This is a genomic window from Cupriavidus sp. 05N38 (genome assembly GCF_056397345.1).
On the sequence record NZ_JBFTNF010000010.1, the window covers coordinates 48044 to 73335 of the forward strand.

Annotated in this window: 20 protein-coding genes; 11 read left to right on the forward strand and 9 right to left on the reverse strand. The window is 68.2% G+C overall.

Features of this window, described 5'->3' with window-relative positions; genetic code table 11:
- Positions 1-5 precede the first annotated feature (5 nt).
- Positions 6-1172 (forward strand): ABC transporter permease, encoded by a 1167-nt coding sequence (locus tag AC1DK4_RS09465; RefSeq protein WP_441643202.1) that lies wholly within the window; start codon positions 6-8, stop codon positions 1170-1172.
- Positions 1173-1225: 53 nt separating this feature from the next.
- Here the strand turns inward: AC1DK4_RS09465 and AC1DK4_RS09470 are convergent, their stop codons facing one another.
- Entirely contained in the window at positions 1226-2089 is an 864-nt protein-coding gene (locus tag AC1DK4_RS09470) for a LysR family transcriptional regulator (RefSeq protein WP_441649771.1), read from the reverse strand.
- A 192-nt stretch (positions 2090-2281) separates the two neighbouring features.
- On the opposite strand from AC1DK4_RS09470, the gene AC1DK4_RS09475 reads away from it, so the two are divergent.
- Entirely contained in the window at positions 2282-3202 is a 921-nt protein-coding gene (locus AC1DK4_RS09475; protein WP_441649772.1) for a DMT family transporter, read from the forward strand.
- A 54-nt stretch (positions 3203-3256) separates the two neighbouring features.
- Here the strand turns inward: AC1DK4_RS09475 and AC1DK4_RS09480 are convergent, their stop codons facing one another.
- Together AC1DK4_RS09480 and AC1DK4_RS09485 are read right to left on the reverse strand one after the other, a co-directional pair.
- Complete coding sequence (locus AC1DK4_RS09480; RefSeq protein WP_441613871.1) at positions 3257-4297, reverse strand: alpha/beta fold hydrolase; 1041 nt, start codon at positions 4295-4297, stop codon at positions 3257-3259.
- Between the two features lie 95 nt (positions 4298-4392).
- Positions 4393-5727 (reverse strand): acetamidase/formamidase family protein, encoded by a 1335-nt coding sequence (locus tag AC1DK4_RS09485; protein ID WP_441613872.1) that lies wholly within the window; start codon positions 5725-5727, stop codon positions 4393-4395.
- A 608-nt stretch (positions 5728-6335) separates the two neighbouring features.
- On the opposite strand from AC1DK4_RS09485, the gene AC1DK4_RS09490 reads away from it, so the two are divergent.
- The 7 genes from AC1DK4_RS09490 to AC1DK4_RS09520 all read left to right on the forward strand — a co-directional run bounded on the left by AC1DK4_RS09490 (position 6336) and on the right by AC1DK4_RS09520 (position 13914).
- Positions 6336-7595 carry an MFS transporter gene (locus tag AC1DK4_RS09490; RefSeq protein ID WP_441649773.1) on the forward strand — a complete coding sequence of 420 codons (1260 nt, stop codon included), beginning with the start codon at positions 6336-6338 and terminating at the stop codon, positions 7593-7595.
- 122 nt (positions 7596-7717) lie between these two features.
- Positions 7718-8566 carry a dihydroorotate dehydrogenase electron transfer subunit gene (locus AC1DK4_RS09495; RefSeq protein WP_441613874.1) on the forward strand — a complete coding sequence of 283 codons (849 nt, stop codon included), beginning with the start codon at positions 7718-7720 and terminating at the stop codon, positions 8564-8566.
- A complete protein-coding gene (locus AC1DK4_RS09500; protein WP_441649774.1) occupies positions 8559-9509 on the forward strand; it encodes a dihydroorotate dehydrogenase in 951 nt (316 codons plus the stop codon). The genes AC1DK4_RS09495 and AC1DK4_RS09500 overlap by 8 nt, the downstream gene beginning before the upstream one ends.
- A 30-nt stretch (positions 9510-9539) precedes the next feature.
- Entirely contained in the window at positions 9540-10793 is a 1254-nt protein-coding gene (locus AC1DK4_RS09505) for a Zn-dependent hydrolase (protein WP_441649775.1), read from the forward strand.
- Positions 10794-10830: 37 nt separating this feature from the next.
- A complete protein-coding gene (gene pyrC, locus AC1DK4_RS09510; RefSeq protein ID WP_441649776.1) occupies positions 10831-11919 on the forward strand; it encodes a dihydroorotase in 1089 nt (362 codons plus the stop codon).
- 18 nt (positions 11920-11937) lie between these two features.
- Positions 11938-12624: an orotate phosphoribosyltransferase gene (locus AC1DK4_RS09515; RefSeq protein ID WP_441649777.1), complete on the forward strand. Its 687-nt coding sequence runs from the start codon at positions 11938-11940 to the stop codon at positions 12622-12624.
- A 225-nt stretch (positions 12625-12849) separates the two neighbouring features.
- A complete protein-coding gene (locus AC1DK4_RS09520) occupies positions 12850-13914 on the forward strand; it encodes a porin (RefSeq protein WP_441649778.1) in 1065 nt (354 codons plus the stop codon).
- A gap of 46 nt (positions 13915-13960) precedes the next feature.
- On the opposite strand, the gene AC1DK4_RS09525 is transcribed toward AC1DK4_RS09520, so the two are convergent.
- From AC1DK4_RS09525 to AC1DK4_RS09550, 6 genes are read right to left on the reverse strand one after another with little or no spacing between them, the layout of a single operon-like run.
- On the reverse strand, positions 13961-16042 hold the full coding sequence (locus AC1DK4_RS09525; protein WP_441649779.1) for a 3-hydroxyacyl-CoA dehydrogenase NAD-binding domain-containing protein: 2082 nt from the start codon (positions 16040-16042) through the stop codon (positions 13961-13963).
- A gap of 38 nt (positions 16043-16080) precedes the next feature.
- Positions 16081-17283, reverse strand: a complete 1203-nt coding sequence (locus AC1DK4_RS09530) for an acetyl-CoA C-acyltransferase (RefSeq protein WP_441649780.1) — start codon at positions 17281-17283, stop codon at positions 16081-16083.
- 32 nt (positions 17284-17315) lie between these two features.
- Positions 17316-19073: a long-chain-fatty-acid--CoA ligase gene (locus AC1DK4_RS09535; RefSeq protein ID WP_441649781.1), complete on the reverse strand. Its 1758-nt coding sequence runs from the start codon at positions 19071-19073 to the stop codon at positions 17316-17318.
- Between the two features lie 40 nt (positions 19074-19113).
- A complete protein-coding gene (locus tag AC1DK4_RS09540) occupies positions 19114-20460 on the reverse strand; it encodes an MFS transporter (RefSeq protein WP_441649782.1) in 1347 nt (448 codons plus the stop codon).
- Complete coding sequence (locus AC1DK4_RS09545) at positions 20457-21137, reverse strand: alpha/beta fold hydrolase (RefSeq protein ID WP_441649783.1); 681 nt, start codon at positions 21135-21137, stop codon at positions 20457-20459. Before AC1DK4_RS09545 ends, AC1DK4_RS09540 begins: the two co-directional genes overlap by 4 nt.
- Complete coding sequence (locus AC1DK4_RS09550) at positions 21134-22090, reverse strand: alpha/beta fold hydrolase (RefSeq protein WP_441613885.1); 957 nt, start codon at positions 22088-22090, stop codon at positions 21134-21136. The genes AC1DK4_RS09545 and AC1DK4_RS09550 overlap by 4 nt, the downstream gene beginning before the upstream one ends.
- Before the next feature lie 381 nt (positions 22091-22471).
- On the opposite strand from AC1DK4_RS09550, the gene AC1DK4_RS09555 reads away from it, so the two are divergent.
- Together AC1DK4_RS09555 and AC1DK4_RS09560 are read left to right on the forward strand one after the other, a co-directional pair.
- Positions 22472-23656, forward strand: coding sequence for an acyl-CoA dehydrogenase family protein (locus AC1DK4_RS09555; RefSeq protein WP_441649784.1), 1185 nt, complete (start codon positions 22472-22474; stop codon positions 23654-23656).
- Positions 23657-23690: 34 nt separating this feature from the next.
- Complete coding sequence (locus AC1DK4_RS09560) at positions 23691-24830, forward strand: acyl-CoA dehydrogenase family protein (protein WP_441649785.1); 1140 nt, start codon at positions 23691-23693, stop codon at positions 24828-24830.
- The last annotated feature ends 462 nt before the right edge of the window (positions 24831-25292 follow it).

A 25292-nucleotide genomic window follows, 5' to 3' on the forward strand; every position in this document is an offset into this window, starting at 1 on the left:
CAGCCATGGCGATTCCGCTTTCCTATATCGCGCGCAACCTGTGGGCACGCCGGCTCACCACGTCGCTCACGGCCGGCGGGCTGGCGCTGGTGGTGTTCGTATTCGCCACCATGCTGATGCTCGACGCGGGCCTCAAGAAGACACTCGTGACCACCGGCGAGCAAGACAACGTGGTGGTGATCCGCAAGGGCGCCGAAACCGAGGTGCAAAGCGGCATCTCGCGCGACCAGGCCAGCATCATGGAGATGCATCCGGCGGTGGCGATGGGCGGTGGCGGACGGCCCCTGGTGTCCAAGGAAGCCGTGGTGCTCATCTCGCTCACCAAGACCAGTTCGGAGCGGCCGTCTAACGTGGTGATTCGCGGCGTGTCGCCAGCGGGCCTGGATCTGCGCCCGCAGGTAAGACTGGTGGCGGGGCGCATGTTCCGGTCCGGCTCGTCCGAGATCATCGTCGGCAGCGGCATCGCCAAGGGATTCAGCGGCGTGCAGATCGGCGAACACCTGCGCTTTGCCCAGCGCGACTGGACGGTCGTGGGGCACTTCGATGCAGGGGGCAGCGGCTTCGACTCGGAGATCTGGGGCGATGTCGACCAGCTCATGCAATCGTTCCGGCGGACCAGTTATTCGGCGATGGTGTTCCGCCTGGCGCAGACAGGCAGCTTCGAGCGCTTCAAGGCCGACATCGATGTCGACCCGCGGCTTGCCAACGAGGCGAAGCGCGAACAGGCCTTCTACAGCGACCAGTCGAAGGCGCTCTCCACCTTCATCAACATCCTTGGCTTCACGCTGTCGACGATCTTCTCGATCGCGGCGATGATCGGCGCCATGATCACCATGTACGCATCGGTCGCCAATCGCGTCGCGGAAATCGGCACGCTGCGCGCGCTCGGCTTCAAGCGCGTCAACGTGCTCACCGCTTTCCTGGTCGAGGCCCTGCTGCTGGGCCTGGCAGGCGGCATCTTCGGCCTGGGCTGCGCGGCATTGATGCAGCTGGCTTCGTTTTCCACGACCAACTTCCAGACCTTTGCCGACCTCTCGTTCCGCTTTATCCTCACGCCTTCCGTGGTGGTGAAGACGCTTGCATTCTCGATGGCGATGGGCCTGATCGGCGGCTTCCTCCCGGCGCTGCGCGCGGCACGCATGAACATCGTCGATGCGCTGCGGGCGCATTGATGGCAGGCGGCGCCCGCCACCGAATGCCGCGCGACACCGCCAGGGGGCGTGCCTCAGGACAGCCCGCCATGCTCCGCGAAACATAGCCCCAGGAATTGCATGACGGCCTGGATCCGTGGCGCGCGGCGGATGTCGGCGTGCACGACCAGCCAGATCTCGCGCGTCAGGCGCTTTCCCTTGCATTTCACGCGCCGCAGGGCGCCGTCGCGCTCGCCCAGGAAATGGGGCAGCGCCGCGATGCCCACGCCGGCACGGGCGGCCGAAGCCTGGATGTCCAGCTCGTTGCTGACCATCACGATGGGCCGGCCTAGCGCCTGCTGTTTCAGCCATTCCTGCTGCGGCGACCCTTCCATGCTGTCGTCATAGGCGATATAGCCGTAGTCGGACGGCGCGGTGGCGTCCAGGTAGGCAGCGCAGGCATAGAGGGAGAACGCCACGGTGCCGAGCTTGCGCACCACCAGCTCGCCTTCTGCCGGACGGCTCAGGCGCACCGCCAGGTCGGCCTCCCGCCGGGTCAGCGAGGCCACGCGCGTGGCCCCGGTCAGGCATACGCGCAAGGCCGGATGCCGCGCGCGCAACTGGCCCAGCCGGGGCGCGATCACCGCGGCGGCCATCGATGGAGGCGCGCTGATGGTGACCTCCCCGCTGACGCCGGTCTGGCCGGCCGCCGCCGTACGCTCCACGGCATATGACTCGTGCTCCATGCGCGTGGCCAGGGCGGCGATGCGTTCGCCCTCGGCGGTCAGCAGATAGCTGCGCGGGCGCCGGTCCACCAGCTTGAGTCCCAGCGAGCTTTCCAGCGCGGCGATGCGCCGCGCCACCGTCGCATGGTCGACCTTGAGCCGCCGCGCGGCGCCGGACAGCGAACTCTCCTGCGCGAAGACACCGAAATGGCGCAGATCCTCCCAGTCGAACATGGGTGATTTCTCACATGCGATGTGAATATTTGGGGAATTTTACACAGGCGGAGAAGCTTGCAGAATGGCAGCCATGCCGTCGCGACGCAAGCAACAGCGGTCCTTGCGGATTGCCCGGCGACTTTCCACACGCATGCGCGGCACGGCCAGGGCTTGCCAGGCGCATGCAACTCAACTGACAAGGAGTCAGCCATGCGCAAGCCAGAAAGCCTCGCCTATCTCGGCATCGTCGTCTCGACCTTCTTCTGGGGGACGAACTTCAACGCCGGTGCGTTGATCATCCGGCATATGACACCGATCAGCGCCTCGATCGAGCGCTTCGTCATCTCGACCGTCCTGCTGCTGCTGATCTTTGGCCTGCAGGGCAAGCTGCGCCTGAGCGTGCTGCGCAAGAACCTGTGGGCATACATCGGCCTGGGCCTGCTGGGGTTCACCGCATTCAACCTCGCCACGTTTTTCGGCCTGCAGACCACCACCCCGATCAACGGCGCGCTGATCCTTGCCACCACGCCGTTGTGGACCATGCTCCTCGCGGTGGTCTTCGAGGGCGAACGTATCGATCCCGGGCGCGCGCTCGGCCTGGTCTTCGGCCTGCTCGGCGTAGGCCTGGTGATCACGCGCGGCGACATCCACATGCTGCTCGCGCTCAAGGTGGCGCGCGGCGATGCCATCATTCTCGCGGGCAGCCTGGCCTGGGCCGCCAACATGGTCGGCACGCGGCGCTTCGTCAAGGACGCCACGGCGCTGGAGAACACGGGCTTCTCGATGTTGTTCGGCGCCATCGGCCTGATCATCCTCGGCTTCGTCTTCGAACGGCCGCTGGCGAGCATCGCCGCCGCGCCCGCGAGCATCCATGCCGCCGTCCTGTATCTCGCCGCGGGCGGTTCGCTGCTGGCCTACCTGCTGTGGTTCCGCGGCATCCACCACATCGGCGCGGCGCGCACTTCGATCTTCTTCAACCTGGCGCCGGTGTTCACCATGCTGGTTTCCACCGTGCTCGGCGTGCCCCCCAACGCATGGCAGGTGGTGGGAGCGGGCGGGGTGATCCTGGGCGTGGTGTTCGCCTCAGGCCTGGTCGCCATGCCGGCCAGCACCAGGGCGGCGCAAGGCTGACGCGGGGCGCCGCATGCCGGGCGCATGCGGCGCCCCGCGGCCCCCTTGCCGGGCTCAGCGGGCAATGCCGGCAAGCTCCAGCGCCGCGGCAGCATACGCTTGGGGCGCTTCCTCCGGAAGGTTGTGCCCTGCGTTGTCCACCACGCGATGCGAGCGCGGCCCGCTGAACCTCGCGGCGGACGATTTGCCATCGGTCGCGGGGAAATTCCCGTCGGCCTTTCCGTCCAGCGTAATGGCCGGGACCGTGATGACGGGCTGGGCGGCAAGTCGCTTCTCCGTCGCTTCGTATGCCGGGAATCCCGGGGCAAGACCCAGGCGGTGACGGTAGGAATGAATCACCACGTCGACGTAGTCCGGGTTGTCGAACACGCTCGCCGCACGATCCAGCGTGGCGTCGTCGAACTGCCAGCTCGGCGAGTTCCGCTTCCAGATGACCCTGGCGATTTCACGCCTGTTGGCCGCCAGGCCCGCCCTTCCCCTTTCGGTCTGGAAGTAGTACTGGTACCACAGCCCGGATTCGATCTGCGGGGGGATGGGCAATGTCGATCTGGCGATGTCTTGTATCAGGTAGCTGTTGACCGAAACCAGCCCGGCGCATCGCTCGGGCCAGAGCGCGGCGGCGACGCATGCCGCGCGGCCGCCCCAGTCGAAGCCGGCAAGGACCGCGCGCGGCATGCGCAATGCGTCCATCAGCGCGATCACGTCGGTGCCGATCGCGCCCTGCTGGCCCGACCGGGGCGTGGCGGCATCGAGGAACCGGGTCGGTCCATGTCCGCGCAGATGCGGCACGATCACCCGGCATCCACGGCTGGCAAGCATCGGTGCGACCTCGATGAAGCTGTAGACGCTGTACGGGTAGCCATGCAGCAGCACGACGGGCGGTCCGTCGGCCGGCCCGGATTCGTGGTAGCCGATGTTGAGGACCCCGGCGTCGATGTGCTTGAGCGGTCCAAGCTGCTGCATCGCCGCGGCGTTTCCGGGATCGGCCTGGGCCTTGGCGGCAAATGCCAGTTGCGGCAGGGCGACGCTTGCGGCAGCGCTTGCGGCGGCGCCCTTCAAGAGCAGGCGACGCCGTTCGTTGACAGTGGTAGGCATGAAAATCCTTTCCCTGACGGGCAAGTAGGTGGCTGGGAGCRATGCCGGCCGGCAAGGTTCGCGCGCCGGCCGGTCTTCCTGGCGCGGCTTGCGCCTTATGGCAGCTGGTACTTTTCGCGCACCAGGTGGCCGATCCCCATGCGGTCCAGGGTGTCCAGCGGGCACAGGAACGTGACGCGGACGGTGCCGGGCAGGCGGCTGATCTCGATGGAGCCGTTGATGGTGGCGCGGTTGAGTACCTCTTCATAGGGTAGGCCCGTAACGGCCGCGGCGCGGCGCAGACCGTTCTCGGTGGCGGCGTTGAGGTTCACGCCGCTGCCGATAAAGGTGATCGGGCCGTTTTGTTCGATTTCGCCTTGTCCCCAGCGCGCGCCAAGTTCACGCACCCGCTGGCGCTGCTCGGCGCTCATCGGCCGGGCCATGGGGGGCAGGTCGTCGATGTTCTGCAGCAGGATCGGCCCGTCGAGCGTGAGGTGCTTGATGACCTCCACCGTCAGTTCCGTTTCGCCGGACACGTCGGTGGCGTGGCCGGCGATCTCGCCGTTGCCCTGCTGGGCATGCATGTCGCCCATGTACACGCCGGCTCCCGGCACCTTGACCGGGCAGATCAGGATGCAGCCCTCGCGCACCGAATTGGTGTCCATGTGGCCGTCAGTCTTGGCCGCGTGCAACTCCTCCTGGGTCATGCCGTACCGGTGCGGCGCACCCACCAGGTACTGGCCGAAATCGGCGCAATTGTGCGAGTCCGGCAAGTCGCGTGCCGGCGTGGTGCCGATATTGCCGAGGAACGGGCGCATATGCGCCGCCACGCCAGGGATGTCGGCGCGTGCCAGCGACAGGATCGAGTGCTGGGCTGCCAGCGAGGGCAGTGCGGACATCTCCGCCGCATTGCCCGCCAGGCGGTTGGCCACTTCCTGGCTGACGGTGAGGCTGACCTGATTTTCCTGGTCCAGCACGATCACGTAGCCATGGCTGAACCGGAAGGCGCTCACCTCGGCCCCGCAGTGATTGCAGCGGATCGCCTCCTCGCCAATGCCCTCGACGTGGCTGGCCGGGTGTTCGGTACCGCATGCGGCGCAGAATTTGGCAACGAAGGGGTCACCGTGATAGCGGCCTTCGACAAAGCGCATGACGCCCGAGGAGGTGGCCACCGAGGTGACGCGCATGCGTTGAATCTTCAGCGCGACGGCGTCGCCGATCTCGGCGCCGGCGATCGCGACCGGTTGCGTCACTTCGTGCCCGCCCTGGAACGACGGCGTGATCATCGGCCCCCAGCAGCCTGGCGGGGTACCGGTAACCAGGGTGCCGCCATCGGCCAGCGGCCCCAGCATTGGCTGGCTGGGTCCGATCAGTCCGCTGGTGTAGGTCTCGACGCGAAGCCACTGCTGGGCCGGCTGTGCGGCGTGCGCGTCATGCTGGGTGGTCGTCATTTTCTCTCTCCATGTCCGCATCGCGTGCGGCGTTCTGAAACCCGGGGGGCCGTCACGGCATTTCAGCGTCCGCGTGTATCCGGCCTGTTTCAGCAAGGAGCCGGAAATGCGGTGTTTCTTGTCGGCGGGCGGCCTGGATACACAGCGGTACAAAGCAATGTGCAGCCGCACGCTGGCGCGCGGGGTGCTTCCGGGACGGCCCGTGCACCCGGCAGGCCCGGAGCGCGCGGGTGCCCCGGCCCCTGCTTCGTGACGGTGGGGCATGCCCAAGTGACCTTGCTGGTGTTTGTCTCAGTAATTGGACGGACAGCAACCATCATGTGGCCGACGTCCTGCGGGGTGTCAGTTTCCCCCATCTCCGGAGATACCCTAGGCACGCAAAAACCCCTTGCAAAGCCAAAGTCCGAGTCGTAATCTAAAAAAAGAGATAGGCATGCAGATGCGGCCCGATAGCAGTCACTCCGATGCTTCGGGCAAATTTTCGGCGATATTGTCTAAAAAATGAGATCAACTCAAAGACGGTGACCGGCGCCACACCCGCCGGCCGTCAGACCCAAACCAGGCGGCAGTGTCGCCAGACCAGCATGACAACAGCAGGAGCAACCCACATGGAAGCAAACGCAAAAGCGCCGGCATCGCCCGCCGAGGCGCTCTCCACCCGATCCGCACGGCCCGGGCGCACCTCGTCCTACGCCTGGAAGGCGCTGGCGGGCTCGGCCATCGGCTATGCCATGGACGGGTTCGACCTGCTGATCCTCGGCTTCATGCTGCCGGCCATCAGCGTTGCGCTGAGCCTGAGCACGGGGCAGTCCGGCGCGCTGGTGACATGGACGCTGATCGGCGCGGTGGCGGGCGGGATCATCTTCGGCGCCCTGAGCGACCGCTACGGCCGGGTACGCGTGCTGACCTGGACCATCGTGCTGTTCGCGGTCTTCACCGGGCTGTGCGCGTTCGCGCAGGGTTTCTGGGATTTGCTGGTGTACCGCACGATCGCGGGCATCGGCCTGGGCGGCGAGTTCGGCATCGGCATGGCGCTGGCCGCCGAGGCGTGGCCGGCCAGCAAGCGGGCGCGGGTGTCGTCGTATGTGGCGCTGGGCTGGCAGGCGGGCGTGCTGATGGCTTCGCTGCTCACGCCGTTGCTGCTGCCGCATATCGGCTGGCGCGGCATGTTCCTGCTGGGCGTGGTGCCGGCGCTGGTGGCCTGGTTCGTGCGCAACCGGCTGCATGAGCCCGAGGTGTTCGTGCGCAGCGCGGAGAAGAAGAAGGTCAACGCCTTCCGGCTGCTGGTGGCCGATGCGCGCACCACGCGCACCAGCCTCGGCATCGTGATCCTCTGCGCCGTGCAGAACTTCGGCTACTACGGGATCATGATCTGGCTGCCCACCTACCTGTCGCGGGCGCTGGGCTTCTCGCTGACCAAGTCGGCAATGTGGACCTCGGTGACGATCGTGGGAATGATGGTGGGTGTCTATGTCTTCGGGCACCTGGCGGACCGCATCGGCCGCAAGCCCACCTTCCTGATCTTCCAGGCCGGCGCGGTGGCGATGGTGCTGGCCTATGCGCGCATGTCGGACCCGGTGACGATGCTGTGGGCCGGCGCCGTGATGGGCATGTTCGTCAACGGCATGATCGGCGGCTACGGCGCGCTGATCTCCGAAGCCTATCCCACCGCGGCGCGCGCCACCGCGCAGAACGTGCTCTTCAATATCGGCCGGGCCGTGGGTGGATTCGGGCCCATCGTGGTGGGCGCGCTCGCCGCGACGTACTCCTTCCAGGTCGCCATCGCGCTGCTGGCCAGCATCTATGTGCTGGACATGATCGCCACCTTCTTCCTTATTCCCGAGCTCAAGGGCGTGGAGCTGGAATAGCCGGGACCGCATCGCCCGAACCGAATCGCCCGAGCCACATCGCCCGAGCCACATCGCCCGAACCACATCGCCGGACCGGATCACGGCCGCCGCCGGCAGGCATCAAACAGACAGGAGTCACCATGTCACCATCCCTGTGCGGCGCGGACAGCGCCGCGACGGTCGCGTCGTACCGCTGCCGCGTCGTCGAGCATTACTGGGTCAACCGGCGCTACAAGTACATCCGGCTCGAAGCCGATGCGCCGATCGCCCGCATCACGCGCCCCGGACAGTTCTACCAGCTCAAGTGCCCGGTCAGCGACGAAGCGCAGCCCTTCCTGCTGCGGCCGATGAGCGTGTACGGCGCCGGCCCGGAAGACGGCCGCATCGAGTTCCTCTACAACGTCACCGGGCTGGGCACGCGGGCCATGGCAAGCCTGCCGGCCGACGGCCATATGGATATCGTCGGCCCGCTCGGCAATACCTTCGCCTTCGAGCCCGCGTACCGGCGCATCCTGGTGGTGGCGCGCGGCGTGGGCCTGGCCACCATGGCGCCGCTGGTGCGGCAGGCCGCCGAGGCGGGCGTGGCGATCACCGCGGTGATGTCCGCGCGCACCCGCGACGACCTGATGGACAGTGAGTTCCTGCGCGGCGCCGACGCACAGGTGCACGGCGTGTTCGACGAGGACGGTTCGTCCGCGGTGGAGGCGGTTGAGGGTTTGCTGCGCCGCCTGATCGACGAGCAGCGGCCCGATGCGCTCTACACCTGCGGCTCGCACCGCCTGCTGATGCTGCTGCAGCGCGTGCTGGCGGACTACCCGCAGGTGCGCGGCGAGGTCGCCATGGAGCAGCGCATGGCCTGCGGCATGGGCGTTTGCCTGTCCTGCGTGCGGATGTTCGACTGCGACGGCGACAAGCAATTCCTGCGGGTTTGCCGCGAAGGCCCCGTATTTTCCATTCGCGAAGTGGTAGGGGAGGTGGAGTTTGGCTGATCTATCCGTCCGGGTTGGCGATCTGACGCTGCGCAACCCCATCATGCCCGCCTCCGGCTGCTTCGCGATCGAGTACCGCGAGGCGCTGGACTTCAACCAGCTCGGCGCACTGGTGATCAAGAGCGTCTCGCCCAAGGCGCGCGCCGGCAATCCCACGCCGCGCGTGGCCGAAACCCACGGCGGCATGCTGAACTCCATCGGCATCCCGAGCAAGGGGCTGGACTACTACCGCGCGCACGTGCTGCCGCCCTACACGCGGTACGACACGCCGGTGGTGGTGTCGATCTCCGCCGATACGGCCGAGGAGTTCGCGCTGGCATGCGAGGCAATGTCATTGCCCGAAGTGGCGGTGATCGAAGCCAATATCTCATGCCCCAACCTCGAGGCCGACGGCATGGCCTTCGCCATGCTGCCGGAGACCACCTACAAGGCGGTGGCGGCGATCCGCCGGCGCACGCGCCATCCGTTCTGGGTCAAGCTCACGCCCAACGCCTCCAATATCGCGGCGGTGGCGCGCGCGGCGGAAGACGCGGGTGCCGATGCCATCGTCATGGGCAATACCGTGCTCGGCATGGCCATCGACGTGCACACGCGCAAGCCCAGGCTCGGCAATGTCATGGGCGGCCTGTCCGGGCCGGCCATCAAGCCCATCGCGCTGCGGCTGGTGCACCAGTGCTACCGCGCGGTGCGCATCCCGGTGATCGGCTGCGGCGGCATCCAGAGCGCGCACGACGCGGTGGAGTTCATGCTCGCGGGCGCCTCCGCGGTGCAGGTCGGTACCGCCTCGTTCCGCGACCCCGGCGTCATGCAGAAGATCGTCGACGGCCTGCATGCGTACTGCGACGAGACCGGCACCCCGGCGCTGCGCGACCTCACCGGGCAGGTCAGGCTGGACCGCCAGCTGAGCGACCGCTGGCTGCGCTTCGCCCAGCAATCGGGCTGAGCGCCCGCACCGCATCAATGGACATCTGTCATGGATATTGAGGAACTCAAGCCGCTCGCGCAGATGCTGTTCGACGACATCCGCGCGCTGTCGTCAGACGGCGTCGGCGTGACGCGCGACAGCTACGGCGCGGGCGAGACCGCGGCGGCCGACTACCTGCGCGCTTTCGCGCAGCGCGAGGGCCTGCACGTGGAGGCCGACGGCGCCGCCAACCTCGTGTTCCGCCTTGGCGGCGCGGCCAGCGACACCCCCGCCGCCTGGGTCGGGTCGCACCTGGACTCGGTGCCGCAAGGCGGCAACTTCGACGGCATGGCCGGCATCGTGGCCGGGCTGCTGTGCCTGGTCGCGCAGCAGCGCGCGGGCCGCGCGTCGCCCGTGCCACTCAACGTGATCGGCTTTCGTGGCGAGGAAAGCGCGTGGTTCGGCAAGGCCTACATGGGTTCCGGCGCCGCGCTCGGCAAGCTGTCGGCCGACGATCTCGCGCTGCGCCACCGCCAGCACGGCCGCACCATGGCCGAGTGCATGGCCGCGCTCGGCGCCGACATGGAAGCGATCCGCGCGCAGCAGCCGCTGTTCGACCGCGCCCGTGCGCGCGCCTACCTGGAGCTGCATATCGAGCAGGGCCCGGTGATGGTGGCGCGCGGCCTGCCGCTGGCGGTGGTGCCCGGCATCCGCGGCAATGTGCGCCACAACCGCATCGCCTGCCTCGGCGAGGCCGGGCATTCCGGCGCCGTGCCGCGCTGGCTGCGCAAGGACGCCATGTTCGCCGTGGCCGAGCTGATCGTGCGCCTGGACGAACACTGGCGCGTGCTGCTCGAGCGCGGCATCGACCTGGTGGTGACCACCGGCGTGGTCACCACCAGCCCGGAGGCGCATTCGGTCTCGCGCATCCCGGGCACGGTGAGCTTCAGCTTCGAGGCGCGCAGCAAGAGCGTGGAGACGCTGGAAGGCTTCTACCAGCTGATGCGCACGGAGTGCAAGGCCATCTCGCGCGACCGCGGCGTGCGCTTCGATTTCGACCGCCGCGTGGATTCCGCGCCGGCGACGATGGATGCGGGCCTGTCCGAGTTGCTGGCGCAGCAGTGCCGCGCGCAGGGCACGCCGTTCGAGATGGTCGCCAGCGGAGCAGGGCACGATGCGTCCCTGTTCGCCAATGCCGGCATCCCGACCGGCATGCTGTTCATCCGCAACGAGCACGGCTCGCACAACCCGGACGAGGCCATGGACCTGGACGACTTCATGCTCGGCGTGGGGGTGCTGGCAGGCACCATCGCCCGCCTCTGACGCGCCACGCCCCGCACACCGGAAGGAGACCCCCGAGATGATCCCGAACCCCCGCCGCCTGACCATCCGCCGCCCGGACGACTGGCACCTGCACCTGCGCGACGGCGACACGCTGCGCGCGGTGCTGCCCTATACGGCGCGGCAGTTTGCGCGCGCCATCGTCATGCCAAACCTGGAGCGGCCCGTGACCACGGTGGACGCGGCCCATGCCTACCGCGAGCGCATCGTGGCCGCGCTGCCGGCCGGCGCGCGCTTCACGCCGCTGATGACCTGCTACCTCTGCGACGCCACCGACCCCGCCGAGCTGCGGCGCGGCTACGCAGAAGGCGTGTTCGCCGCGGCCAAGCTGTATCCCGCGGGTGCCACCACGCACTCGGAACATGGCGTGACCGGGATCGCCCGCGTGGCCGGGGTGCTCGCCGCCATGCAGGAGATCGGCATGCCGCTGCTGGTCCATGGCGAAAGCACCGATCCCGCCGTGGATGTGTTCGACCGCGAAGCCGTGTTTATCGAACAGACGCTCAAGCCGCTGCTGCAGCGCTTTCCCCGCCTCAAGGTGGTGCTCGAGCACATCACCACGGCGCAGGCCGCCGAGTTCGTCGGCCGCGACGGCAGCGGGCGGCTGGCTGCCACCATCACCCCGCAGCACCTGATGTACAGCCGCAATGCGATGTTCGCGGGCGGGCTCCGGCCGCACTTGTATTGCCTGCCCGTGCTCAAGCGCGAGCGGCACCGGCTGGCCCTGCGGCGCGCCGCCACATCGGGCTCGCCGGCCTTCTTCCTCGGCACGGACTCGGCCCCGCATGTGCGCGCCGCCAAGGAGGCGGCGTGCGGCTGCGCCGGCATCTTCAGCGCGCCGGTGGCGCTCGAAGCCTATCTCGGCGTGTTCGGCGAGGAGGGCGCGCTTGACCGTTTCGAGGCCTTCGCCAGCGAGAACGGCAGCCGCTTCTACGGCCTGGCGCCGAACGAGGGCAGCATCACCTTCGTGCGCGAGCCCGGCCGTGCGCCGGAATCAATTGCCTTGCCGGACGGCGGAGCGATCCGGCCCTTCCTGGCGGGCGAAACACTGCAATGGCGGCTGGCGGATGCCGGCCAACCCGGCAAGCCGGAAGCCCGATCCCGGTAGCAAGCAATGGAGCAAGCCATGTCTGAACTACGAACCCGTCTCGGGCTCGCGGCCACCGTCGGCCAGGCCCTGCTGGAGGCCGGCTGCGTGAAGTTCCGCACCGACGAGCCGTTCCGGCTGCCGTCGGGCTGGGCCAGCCCGGTCTATATCGATTGCCGCCGGCTGATCGCCTTTCCGCGCCTGCGGCGCGAACTGGTGGCGCGCGGCCTGGCAATGCTGCGGGACCGCCATTGCCTGGAGGGCATCGACGCCGTCGCCGGCGCGGAATCCAGCGGCATTGCCTTCGCCGCCTGGGTGGCCGACACGCTGGACCTGCCCTTGCTGTACGTGCGCAAGGAAGCCAGGGGCCTCGGCCCGGCTTCGCAGGTCGAGGGCTTGCTGGCCGCGGGCGACCGCGTGCTGCTGGTCGACGACATGATGGCGGCGGCCCGCTCCAAGCGCATCTTCTGCGCGGCGCTTGGCGCCGCCGGCGCCACCGTGAAGGACATCTTCGTGCTGTTCGACTACGGCACCTTCCCCACCGCACAGGCGCTCGCGCCATGGCAGGTGACGGTGCATGCGCTCGCGGACTGGCGCGACATCCTCGATGCCGCGCAGGCCTCAGGGCATGTCGGCCAGCGCAGCCTCGACGAGCTGCGCCGCTTCCTCGACGACCCCGTGCGCTGGTCGCAGGACCACGGCGGCATCGGCACGCTGCCGACCTAGCCCGCGCCTTTCGCCCGCAGAGCAATCATCCGGCCGCCCGCCACAGCAGGCAGGCGGCGGGGCCCCCTTTTGCCGTCAGCCGGCGGGCAGGGCACTGGCAACGCCGGCGGCCAGGCAAGCCAGGACAACAAGCAAGAGCCACAAGCAAGAGACACACAAGAGCCACACGCAAAGACAACAACGACGAGGAGGAAACACATGCGGAAGATCGCGAAGAGAACGTCAATGGCCAGGAGCAAGGCAGCGCTGCTGCTGTTCGGCACGCTCTGCGTGGCCGGCACAGGGCACGCGCAGTCCGGCGTCACGCTCTACGGGCAGGTGGACAGCTTTGTCGGCAGCACCCGCGCCGCCGGCGGCGACCGCGCCTACGTGCTCGGCGCCGGCGGCATGCAGACTTCGTACTGGGGCATGCGCGGCAGCGAGGAACTCGGTGGCGGCCTCAAGGCGATCTTCGATCTCAACGGCTTCCTGCGCGTCGATGCGGGCAAGTCGGGCCGCTCCGATACCGATCCGATGTTCACGCGCAACGCCTTCGCAGGCCTGCAGAGCAACAGCTATGGCACGCTCAAGCTGGGCCGCAACACCACGCCGTACTTTCTCTCCACCATCCTGTTCAACCCGCTGGTGGACTCGTACAACTTCGCGCCGTCGATCTTCCAGACCTACAAGACGGCGGGCAGCGGCGCGCTCTATGATCCCGGCATCATCGGAGACTCCGGCTGGAGCAACTCGGTGGTCTACTCCACCCCGGTGCTGGCCGGGCTGACGGTCAACCTGATCTATGCCTTCGGCGAGCAGCCCGGCAGCGGCGGCCAGAACAAGTGGGGCGGCAACGTCCTGTACTTCAACGGGCCGTTCGCGGCGACGGTGGCGTTCCAGCAGGCGAAGTTCAACGGCGCGCCGGGCGATGTCACCGCGCCGGCGGCGCTGGCCGGCTTCGGCAGGCAAAATGCGGTGCAGGGCGGGCTGAGCTACGATTTCAAGGTGGTCAAGCTGTTCGCGCAGGGCCAGTACATCAAGACCGGCGTCGACAGCGCCAGCGGCGATATCCGGCACGCCAACGGGCAGCTCGGCGCGTCGGTCCCGCTCGGCGCCGGCAGCATGCTGGTGTCGTATGCCTACGCCAGGACCAGCAGCAACGCGGGCGAATTCCGCCGCAACACGGCCGGGCTGGCGTATGACTACAACCTGTCGAGGCGCACCGACGTGTACGCCGCGTACTTCTATGACCGGCTGACGGCGCAAGCGCACGCGGACACCCTCGGGGTGGGCTTGCGCCACCGGTTCTGAACGCGAACGGTGGGGAGGCCGGCCGCAGCCGGCTTACCTCAGGTCGTCATTTCAGGTCGCGGAACGACTTGCCCTGCGCCACCAGGTCTTCGAGCAGCCTGGCGGGCTTGAAATCCGCACCGAAGCTGGCCTCGAAGCGCTTCATGGCCGCCAGCACCTTGTCCAGCCCGATGGTGTCGGCATAGCACATCGGGCCACCGCGATAGACCGGCCAGCCATAGCCGTTCACCCACACCACGTCGATGTCGGAGGCGCGGATGGCCTTGCCTTCCTGCAGGATCTTGGCGCCTTCATTGATCATCGGGTAGATGCAGCGCTCCAGGATCTCCTGCCGGGACACCTCGCGGCTGGTCTTGCCCTGCTGCGCGGCGAAGGCGCGGATGATCTGCTCGACCTTGGGCGAGGGCACGGCGTTGCGCTTCTCGTCGTAGTCGTAGTAGCCGGCGCCGGTCTTCTGGCCGCGCCGGTCCATCTCGCACAGGATCTCGCGCAGCGTGGAGCTGCTCGATGCCTCGCGGCTCCAGCCCAGGTCCAGGCCGGCCAGGTCGCTCATGGCGAACGGGCCCATCGGGAAACCGAAGTCGTAGAGCACGCGGTCCACATCCCACGGCAGCGCGCCTTCCAGCACCAGTTTCTGTGCCTCGCGCTGGCGCTGGGCCAGCATGCGGTTGCCGACAAAGCCCGGGCATACGCCCACCAGCGCGGCGACCTTGCCGATCTTGCGGGCAAGCTCCATCGCGGTGCGGATGACGGGCTTGGCCGTCTTCTCCCCGCGCACGACCTCGAGCAGCTTCATCACGTTGGCGGGTGAGAAGAAGTGCAGGCCGATCACGCTCTCGGGGCGCGCGGTGGCGCCGGCGATCTCGTTGACGTCCAGCGCCGACGTGTTCGTCGCCAGGATGGCTCCCTGCTTTGCGATCTTGTCGAGCTTGCCGAAGATGTTCTTCTTCACCTCCATGTTCTCGAACACGGCTTCGATGATGAGGTCGGCGTCGGCGAGCTGGCCAAGGTCCAGCGACGGCGTCAGCAGCGCCATGCGCTTGTCGACGTCGGTGGCGGTGATGCGGCCTTTCTTCGCGGTGTTGTCGTAGTTGGCGCGGATGGTGCGCAGGCCGCGGTCCAGTGCTTCCTGCGCGGTTTCCACGATGGTGACGGGGTAGCCGGCGTTGAGGAAGTTCATGGCGATGCCGCCGCCCATGGTGCCCGCGCCGATGATGCCGATCTTCCTGACCGGGATCAGCGGCGTGTCGGCCGGCACGTCAGGCAGGTTCCATACCTGGCGCGAGGCGAAGAAATAGTAGCGCTGCGCAGCCGATTGGGTGCCGCCCATCAACTCCAGGAAGAGCTTGCGCTCCACCTTCATGCCTTCTTCGAACGGCAGGTTGACCGCCGCCTCGATGCAGCGGATGTTGTACTCGGGCGCGTCGAAGCCGCGGAAGCGGCGCGCATTGGCCTTGCGGAATTCGGCGAACAGCTCCGGCTGGCCGCGCGCGGCCTGCACCTTCTCGTCGAGGTCGCGCACCTTGCGCAGCGCACGCCCCTCGGCGATCACGCGGCGGGTGAAGGCGATGGCGTCCTGGCGCAGCGTGGCGTCGTCGGTCACCAGGTCGAACAGGCCCATTTCGGCCGCCTCGGCCGCGCCGATGTGCGCGCCGGAGGTCACCATCTCGAGCGCCTTGGCGGCGCCCACGATGCGCGGCAGGCGCTGCGTGCCGCCCGCGCCGGGCAGCAGCCCGAGGTTGACTTCGGGCAGGCCGCACTTTGCGGTCCTGGCCGCCACGCGATAGTGGCACACCAGCGCCGTTTCGAGCCCGCCACCCAGGGCGGTGCCGTGAATGGCGGCCACGACGGGCTTGGGCGCGTCCTCGATGGCGGCCTGCACCTCGGCGAGCGCCGGGCCCGACGGCGGCTTGCCGAACTCGGTGATGTCGGCGCCGGCGATAAAGGTCTTGCCCGCACAGATCAGCACGATGCCCTTGACCGCGGAGTTGGCCACGGCCTGCGCGATGCCGTCGCGCAGCCCCGCGCGCACCGCCGCCGACAGGGCGTTGACGGGGGGCGAGTCGAGCGTGAGGATGGCGATCTCGCCTTCGATGGCGAGATCGGCTACGGCGTTGATGGCTGTCATGAGGGTTGGCTCCCGGAAAGTGGCTCGGAAAATCGGCTTCAGAAAATTTCGAACAGGCCCGCGGCACCCATGCCGCCGCCAATGCACATCGTCACCACGCCGAACTTCGCGCCGCGGCGCTTGCCCTCGATCAGCAGGTGGCCCGCCATGCGCGCGCCCGACATGCCATAGGGATGGCCGATGGAGATCGCGCCGCCGGAGACGTTCAGGCGTTCGTCGGGAATGCCCAGCGTGTCGCGGCAATGCAGGACCTGGCTGGCGAAGGCTTCATTGAGTTCCCACAGGCCGATGTCGCTCACTGAGAGGCCATGCTGCTTGAGCAGCCTGGGGATGGCGAAGACCGGGCCGATGCCCATCTCGTCCGGGTCGCAGCCGGCCACGGCCATGCCGCGGTAGGCGCCCAGCGGCTGCAGGCCACGGCGTTCGGCCTCCTTTGCCTCCATCAGCACCATGGCGGAGGCGCCGTCGGAAAGCTGCGAGGCATTGCCGGCGGTGATGAAGGCGCCCTGGGCCACGCGCTGGCCGTTCTTGAAGACCGGCTTGAGCGCCTGCAGGTCCGCCAGGGTGGTGCCCGGGCGGTTGCCCTCGTCCTTGCGCAGGGTGAGCTGTTTCTCGCTGACCGCGCCGCTTTCCTTGTCGGTCACCAGCATGGTGGCGCTCATCGGCGCGATCTCGGTATCGAAGCGGCCGGCTTCCTGCGCGGCGGCGGTACGCTGCTGCGATTGCAGGGCGTAGGCATCCTGCGCCTCGCGCGAGACGCCATAGCGCGCGGCCACGATCTCGGCCGTTTCCAGCATGGTCATGTAGATCTGCGGCAGCATCTGCACCAGTTGCGGGTCGGCGGCGCGGTAGCGGTTGATCTTGTCGTTCTGCACCAGCGAGATCGACTCCAGCCCGCCGCCCACGGCGACCTGCATGCCGTCCACGATGATCTGCTTGGCGGCCGTGGCGATGGCCATCAGGCCGGAGGCGCACTGGCGGTCCAGCGACATGCCGGGCACCGTCACCGGCAGGCCGGCGCGCAGCAGCGCCTGRCGCGCCACGTTGCCGCCGCTGCTGCCCTGCTGCACGGCGCAGCCGAGGATCACGTCGGCGATCTCGGCGGGGTCGATGCCGGCGCGCTGCACCGCATGCGAGATGGCATGCGCGCCCAGTTCCTGCGCCTGGGTGTTGTTGAACGCGCCGCGATGGGCCTTGCCGATCGGGGTGCGCGCGGTGGATACGATGACGGCTTCACGCATGGGTGGTCTCCTGTCTGGTTTTGAATCAATGCTCAGCCATGCCGGGACGAGACGTCCCTGGCAATGGCGAGGAATTTGTCGAGATCGTCGCGGATCTGCTTCTTGTTGAACTTGCCCACGCTGGTCTTGGGGATGTCGCGCGTGATGGCGACCAGCTTGGGCAGCATCCAGCGGGTGATCTTGCCGGTCTCCACGCCGTGCACCTTGAGGAAGTCGATGACGCTTTCCTCGGTGGCCTCGAACCCGGTGCGCACGCTCACCAGCGCCATGGGCTTTTCGCCCCACACCGGATCGGGCACGCCGACCACGGTGGCCTCGTGCACGAAGTCCGCCATGGCGATCAGGTTTTCCAGCAGCACGGTGGGCACCATCTCGGCGCCGCTGCGGATCACGTCCTTCAGGCGGTCGGCAACCGTGATATAGCCCTCGGCATCGACGCGGGCGATATCGCCGGTGTGCAGCCAGCCGTCCTGCCACAGCTCGGCGCTCTTCTCGGGATTGCGGAAATACTGCTCGGTGGCCCACGGCGCGCGTACCACGATCTCGCCCACGGTCTGGTCGTCCTGCGGCACGGGCTTGCCTTGCCCGTCGACCACCTCCACTTCCACGCCGAGGATCGGCAGGCCGGCCTTGACCAGCACGGCGTCGGTCGCCTCGCGGCCCTCCTGGACCATGGTCTTCTTGATAAAGGAGCTGACGATGGTGGGCGCGGTTTCCGTCATGCCATAGCCGGAACTCATGCGGAAGGTGGGGATCAGCGCCTCGAGCTTGCGCTTGAGTCCCAGCGGCAGCGCGCCACCGCCCACGCTCACGCGCACCAGGCTGCTGAGGTCGTACTTGCCCAGGTCCGGGTACTCCAGCAACATCGCCGCGATGGTGGCGACGATGCCCACCGAGGTCACGCGCTCGCGCTGCACCAGCTCGCAGAAGCCCTGCACGGTGAAGGTGCCGTGCAGCACGATCTTCTGCGCGCTGTAGACCGCCACGAAGGGCTGGCCCCAGCCGTGCACGTGGAACATCGGGGTGTTGAGCAGCGGCACCGCGCCTTCGCCCAGGCGCGTGCCCAGGCCGTCGGCGATGTCCTGTTCCGGGGTGTTGGCGATGGCCGTCTGCGCCATCATGTGGACCGTCATCAGGTAGAGCTGGCGATGCGTGAAGGTGGCGCCCTTGGGCTGGCCGGTGGTGCCGGTCGTGTAGCACAGCGTGGCGTTCACGTCTTCGTGCAGCGCCGGCCATTCGATGGTGTCGGGCTGGCCGGCGAGCAGGTCTTCGTAGCTGATCAGGCCGGGGATGCGGCTGTCCGGCAGGCCTGGCTTGTCGGACATGTAGACCACTGTTTCCACCACATCGCTGATCTGCTCGTAGATGCCTTCGAGCAGGGGCATCAGCGTATCGTCGACGAAGATCACGCGGTCCTGCGCATGCCGGATGGTGTAGACGATATGCTGCGGCGACAGCCGGACATTGATCGGGTGCAGCGTGGCGCCGACACCCGTCACGCCGTAGTACAGCTCCAGGTGGCGGTGCGTATTGAGCGCCATGGTGGCGATGCGGTCGCCGGCCTCGCCCGGCACGCCCGGCCGCACCTTGAACCGGCCGCGCAAGCCGTTGGCCAGCCGCGCCACGCGCCGGTACCACTGCATCCAGGTGAAACGGAAATACTCGCCGCTGACATGGTTGCGGTACACCACGCCGGTCTGGTCGGGGTACATCCGCACCGGGCGCTTCATGATGGTGGTGAGCACAAGCGGGTAGTGCGTGCTGAACTCCGGATAGGTCTTGTTCGCCATTAGGTCTCCTGAAGATCCCGGTATGTCCCGCGCAGGCGGGCTATGCGTTGGGCTCGCGCTGCGGCCGCGGCAGGCGGCGTGGTTCCTCCACCCGCAGCGCGAGCAGGAAGGCCATGCCCAGTACGGCGATGGCGGCCACGAACACCAGCGAAAAACGCACGCCCTGCGCCAGCAGCCCGCCAAGGACCGGACCGCAAGCCATCATGGCAAAGGTGGCCGTGTCGGAGACCGCGAGCAGCATCGGGCGGTCGCGCCGGTTGCCGAATTCGAGCGCGAAGTTGTCGGCGGAAGGGAAATAGCCGCCGAAGCCGGCGCCCAGTCCGCAGAACACCAGCAAGAAGGCGGGCAGGCTGTCGCACAGCATCAGCGCCGCGGTGGACACCGCCCACAGGCCGATGCTGGACAGGAACACCAGGCGGTAGCCGTGGCGGTCGGCAAGGCGGCCCCACGCCAGGTTGCTGGTGGTCTGCGCCAGCAGGTAGGCGATGCTCAGGTAGCCCAGCGTGGCGCCCGACAGCGGCAGGTGGCTGCCGACGAAGATGGCGTAGAACGGCACCGCCATCATGCTCAGCGCCACCAGGGCGCGCGCCACGAAGAAGCGCACATAGTGCTTGTCCGCGCGCAGCAGGGCCGGCACTTCGCGCAGGCGCTGGCGAAAGCCCGCCTGCGCGCGCACGTCGTGCAGCACCGGCTCGCGCATGCGCGTCAGCGCCGAGATGCCCAGGCTGGTGAGCACGAAGGCGGACAGGAAGGTAGTGGCGTAGCCGTTGCCGAACACATTGCCGCCCACCAGGTAGCGCCCGCCCAGGTAGGCCACGGCGGCGGCGATCAGCCCGCCGAGGAAGTTGCGCAGGGCACTGAGCGCGCCGCGCCGCTCCAGCGGGATGATCTTCGACGTCAGGTAGTTGAAGGTGACGTTCTGCACCCCGTTGAACAGGCCGAACAGCAGCAGGAACACCGCCGCCGCGCCCAGCGCGCCGGCGCCGGAGAGCAGGAAGGCCGACAGCGCCAGCCCGAGGATCTGCAGCCGCACCATCCAGCCCACCAGGTAGATCAGCGGCATCACGCGCTGGCGATGCTCGATCTGCGTGGCGCCCCAGATGGAGGACAGCGCCATGCCGGCGTACTGTGCGGACAGCACGCAGCCCACCACCAGCTTGGAGCCGGACAGCAGGTAGATATAGGCGGGCACGAAGGTGGGCGCGGTCACCAGCCGGAAGCCGGTCATGCCGAGCATGCCGTGGATCAGGTAGGCCTGGGCGTTGCGCGGCAGGTTGCACCGCACGTGGGCGAGGAAATCGTCTTCCGCCAGCGCGTGGGCCGAGGACGCATCGTGTTGTACCGTGCCGGGCATGGCGGCGCCTTCGGTGGCAAGGCCGGCTTTCATGCCGCCGCGCCCCCGGCCTGCGCGGGCAGCGATGCGTAGCGCTGCAGCGCCTGCGCCAGCTCCGCCTTCTCCAGCGAGAGCAGGTCGATCACCGCCTTGAGCCAGTCGGGCCGCTCGCTGGTGCATATCGAGATCGGTTGCGGCGTGGCGGAGTGCTGCGCCGCCAGCATGGCGTAGTTGGCCGCATAGCTGGGCGGGCGCACGTCGGTGGCCAGGTCGGCGATGGCGTAGGGATCCGGCGGGCCGCTGCGCGCGGTGTCGACGATCGGGATATATGGGTTGCGCGCGGCCGTGCCGCCGCCGGCCAGGCCTGGCCCGTCGCGCAGGATCGCGCCACGCACCTCGTGCGGCCGCGCGCCCGCCAGCAGCAGCGCGATATAGCCGCCCAGCCCGCGCCCGGCCACGGTGCAGGGGCCGAGGTGGGCCAGTGCGATATCGGCGTCGGCCATCAGGAACTCGCAACTGTAGCCGCCGCCGCGCGGGATGTCCGACTGGCCGTGTCCGGTGAAGTCGAGAGCATGCACGGCGCCGGGCCACGCCGCGTACTCGGGCGGCAAGGCCTGCGGCGAGCGCTCGCCCAGGCCGTGCAGCAGCAGCAGCGAAGGGCCGTCGCCGGCCTTGAGCGGATGCAGTGCCAGCCGCAGGCGGTTGTGGCGCAGGCGGATGGGCGTGTTCATGGACGCAGGAAGCCCAGGATCAGCGCCGCGGTCTCGTGCGGCTGCTCGATATGGATGAAGTGCCCGGTATCGCGCATCACGTGGACCTGCGTCGACGGCGGGAAATAGGGCGCCAGGTCGGCGGCGGTGGCATCCCAGCCCATCGGCTCGCGCTCGGTGCCGAAGATGGCCAGCATCGGCACCGGAAAGCCGGGCAGCCGGTCGGTCATCCAGCGCGCGCGCATGGGGCCAAAGCCCGAGGTGCCGATCACCGGGTCGAGCTTCCAGCGCCAGCCGCCGGCATCCTGGCGCGCGCCCAGCGCGGCAAGGTAGCGCAGCCAGTCATGGGACAGGCGCGGGTTCATGCGCGCGCGCCGGCGCGCCAGGTCTTCCAGCGTGCCGGGCTTGCGCGCCAGCGTGGCGCTGCGGCGGCGCGTGTCCAGCCAGTGCGTGATGATCTCGGCGGTCATCGACTTCTTCTCTCGCACCGCGCTGTCCGCATGCGGATTGCGAAAGGGCAGCCCGTCGATGGCCACGAAGCGGGTGAAGCGGTGCGGCAGCGCCTGGATGGCATGCACCAGCAGGGACCCCCCCTTGCTGTGGCCGATCACCGCGAAGGGCTCCCGCGTGACCGAGTCCGCCACCGCGAGCAGGTCGCGTTCGTCGGCGACCCAGCTATACATGTCGGTGTGCTCGGAATCGCCGTGGCCGCGGTGGTCGTAGGACACCACGCGGTAGCCGGCGTCCGCCAGCAGCGGCGCGAACACGTCGAAGGTGCGCGCGAAATCCATCGCGCCGTGCACCAGCAGCACCGGGGTTGCGCTTGCGTCGCCCCATTCGTAGACGGCGATGCGGATGCCGTCGGCGTCGACGGTGCGCATGCGGTCCGGCGCGCGGGCGCCCGGATAGCTGGCGTGCGCGGGCGGCGCAATGACGGCGGCAGCCGGCGGCGTGCCGTTGGCTTCAGCCTTCACTCGGTCTCCTCGTCTTCCACGCGGCCCCGGCGAACATGGTTCGCCGGTCAGGTTTCGTGGTTTTGGTATGTTTTTTCGATGCTATCACAGCGGCGCCGGGGAAGGGCGGGGTCACCCCCGGTCAAGCGCTAAAAATGCGCGGGATTCTTCCAGTACTGCTGTGCAGAACGCGGCAAAAACTGCGGATTTGACAGGCGACATCATGCACGAGGCGGGCGGGACGTCATGCACGACGGTCATGGCCAGCAAGCGGGGGATTATCTCCGTTTCGGAAATGGAGTATTGACGTTGACCGATGCGGATTATATAAACCAGCTACGCCAGCCGCGCCTGTGCCGCGGGCAGCGGGCAAGAAAACCAAGAACAGGACAGGAGACAAGCGTGGATGACCTGGAAACCTTCCGGCAGGAGGTACGTGCCTGGCTGGAAGCGCAATGCCCGCAGGAAATGCGGCAGCCGGTGCGCAACGACGACGATATTTGCTGGGGCGGGCGCAAGTTCAGGTTCCAGTCCGAGGCGCAGCGGCAGTGGCTGGCGCGCATGGCGGACAAGGGCTGGACCGTGCCGGAATGGCCGCGCGAATACGGTGGAGGGGGCCTGGGCCGCGAGCAGGCCAAGGTGCTGCGCCAGGAAATGCAGGCGCTCGGTTGCCGCGTGCCGCTGCAGAGCTTCGGTATCTGGATGCTCGGGCCGGCCTTGCTGAAGTACGGCTCGGAAGCGCAGAAGCGCGAGCACCTGCCCAGGATCGCGCGCGGCGAGATCCGCTGGTGCCAGGGCTACTCGGAGCCCAACGCGGGTTCTGACCTTGCCTCGCTGCAGACCCGTGCGGATGACCGCGGCGATCATTTCGTCGTCAACGGCCAGAAGATCTGGACGTCGTATGCCGACAAGGCGGACTGGATCTTCTGCCTGGTGCGCACCGATTTCTCCGCGCAGAAGCACACGGGTATCAGCTTCCTGCTGTTCGACATGGAGACGCCGGGCGTATCCACGCGCCCCATCGTGCTGATCTCCGGCAAGTCCCCGTTCTGCGAGACCTTCTTCGACGATGTGGTGGTGCCGCGCGCCAACCTGGTGGGCGAGCCCAACGGCGGCTGGGCCATCGCCAAGTACCTGCTCACGCACGAGCGCGAGATGATCAGCGGCATCGGCAGCCGCGGCGTGCGCCAGCCGCTGGGCGAACTGGCGGCCGAGACGATCGGGCGCAACGCGGGCGGCGAGATCGACGCGCCCATGCTGCGCGCGCAGATCGCCGCCTTCGAGATCGACGAGGCCGCCTTCGGCCTGGCCGCGGAGCGCGCGATGGATCTCGCCCGCCAGGGCGAAGGCATTGCCGCGTTCTCGTCGGTGCTGAAGTACTACGGGTCGGAGCTCAACAAGCGACGCTACGAACTGCTGATGTCGATCGGCGGCAGCGCCGCGCTGGAGTGGGAAAGCGAGCGCAGCCAGGAGGGCGCGACCGCGCGCGGTTGGCTGCGCAGCAAGGCCAACTCGATCGAGGGCGGTACCAGCGAGGTGCAGCTGAATATCGTGGCCAAGCGCCTGCTCGGCTTGCCCGGCGCCTGAGGCTTCCCCGAATCCACGCAGAGAGATCGAACCCATGGCAATCGTACTGAACCAGACGCAGGAAATGTTGCGCGAGAGCGCGCTGGCATTCCTGCGCGAGAGCGCGCCGGTTTCCACGCTGCGCAAGCTGCGCGACACGCGCGATGAGACCGGCTTCTCGCCGGACCTGTGGCACAGCTTTGCCGAACTCGGCTTCGCCGGCGTGCTGGTGGCGGAAGAGTTCGGCGGCAGCGGCCTCGGCGCGGTGGAGGCGGGCGTGATCATGGAGGCCCTTGGCCGCACGCTGGCGCCCACCCCGTTCTTTTCCACCGCGGTGCTCGGCGCGCTGCTGATCTCGCGCTGCGGCAATGCGGCACAGCAGGCGCAATACCTGCCTGCCATTGCCGCGGGCAAGCACCTGACCGCGCTGGCCATCGACGAGCAGGGCACGCACCGGCCCGAGCGGCAGGCATTGCGCGCGGCACGCCAGGATGGTGGCTTCGTGCTGGACGGCGACAAGATGTTCGTCATCGACGGGCACGTCGCCGATACGCTGATCGTGGCCGGGCGCACCGCCGGCGGCACCGACGATGCCGACGGCATCTCGCTGTTCCTGGTGCCGCGCGGCAGCGCGGGCGTCTCGGTCGAGCGCACCGTGATGGCGGATGCGCGCAATGCGGCGCGCATCCGGTTGCGCGACGTGAGGGTGGGCGACGATGCCGTGCTCGGCCCGGTCGGCGCCGCCGCCGGGCCGCTCGGGCAGGTGCTGGACCTGGCGCGCGCGGCGCTGGCTTCCGAGCTTGTGGGCATTGCCGACGAGGCATTCGAGCGTACCGTGCAGTACCTGAAGGAGCGCAAGCAGTTCGGCAAGATCATCGGTGAGTTCCAGGCGCTGCAGCATCGCGCCGCGCACCTGTTCAGCGAGATCGAGATCACGCGCGCGCTGGTGCTGCGCAGCCAGCAGAAGCTGGACGAAGCCCCCGCCGGGCCGGCGGCGCTGGTGTCGGCGGCCAAGGCGCGCGCCGGCACCACGGCGCTGCTGGCCGTGCAGGAGGGCGTGCAGATGCACGGCGGCATGGGCATGACCGATGAGTTCGAGATCGGCTTCTACATGAAGCGGGCGAGCGCGGCGCAGGCGCTGCTGGGCGACAGCCACTTCCATACGCAGCGCTGGGCCGTACTGCGCGGCTACTAGCCGTCTCCTTGCGCGCGGCGCGGTACGCAGGCGCGTGCCGCGCTGCGCAACTTCCTCTCCATCCAGCCACCCCCGGGGCCGCCGCGCGCGAGCGCGGCGTGGCCCGTGCTCGTGCGTTGCCGGCGTTCGCGCTGCCGGTTTGCAGCGCACAAGCAGCCGCCTGGCCCCGCATCAGACCTAGGTAAATCCACTAGACATTCGGGGCCCGCTTTGGTTGTCATGAATTAGAACTCTGAGTATGCTGGTTGCTCGATCTTCGAGAAGAGCAGGGCGCCAGATGGAAGAGCGCATGACCAAGGCTGGAGGCAAGGCGAATACGCGAATATCGCTTGATTAAGCCATCAGATGACGCAGGCGCGATTGGAGTCGATGATCACACGAAGCACCGGACAGGAGACGGAATGGTCGGCGCGGAAATCGTTATCGTGATTGCGGTATCTTCTGTCGGGGCGGTGCGCCCGA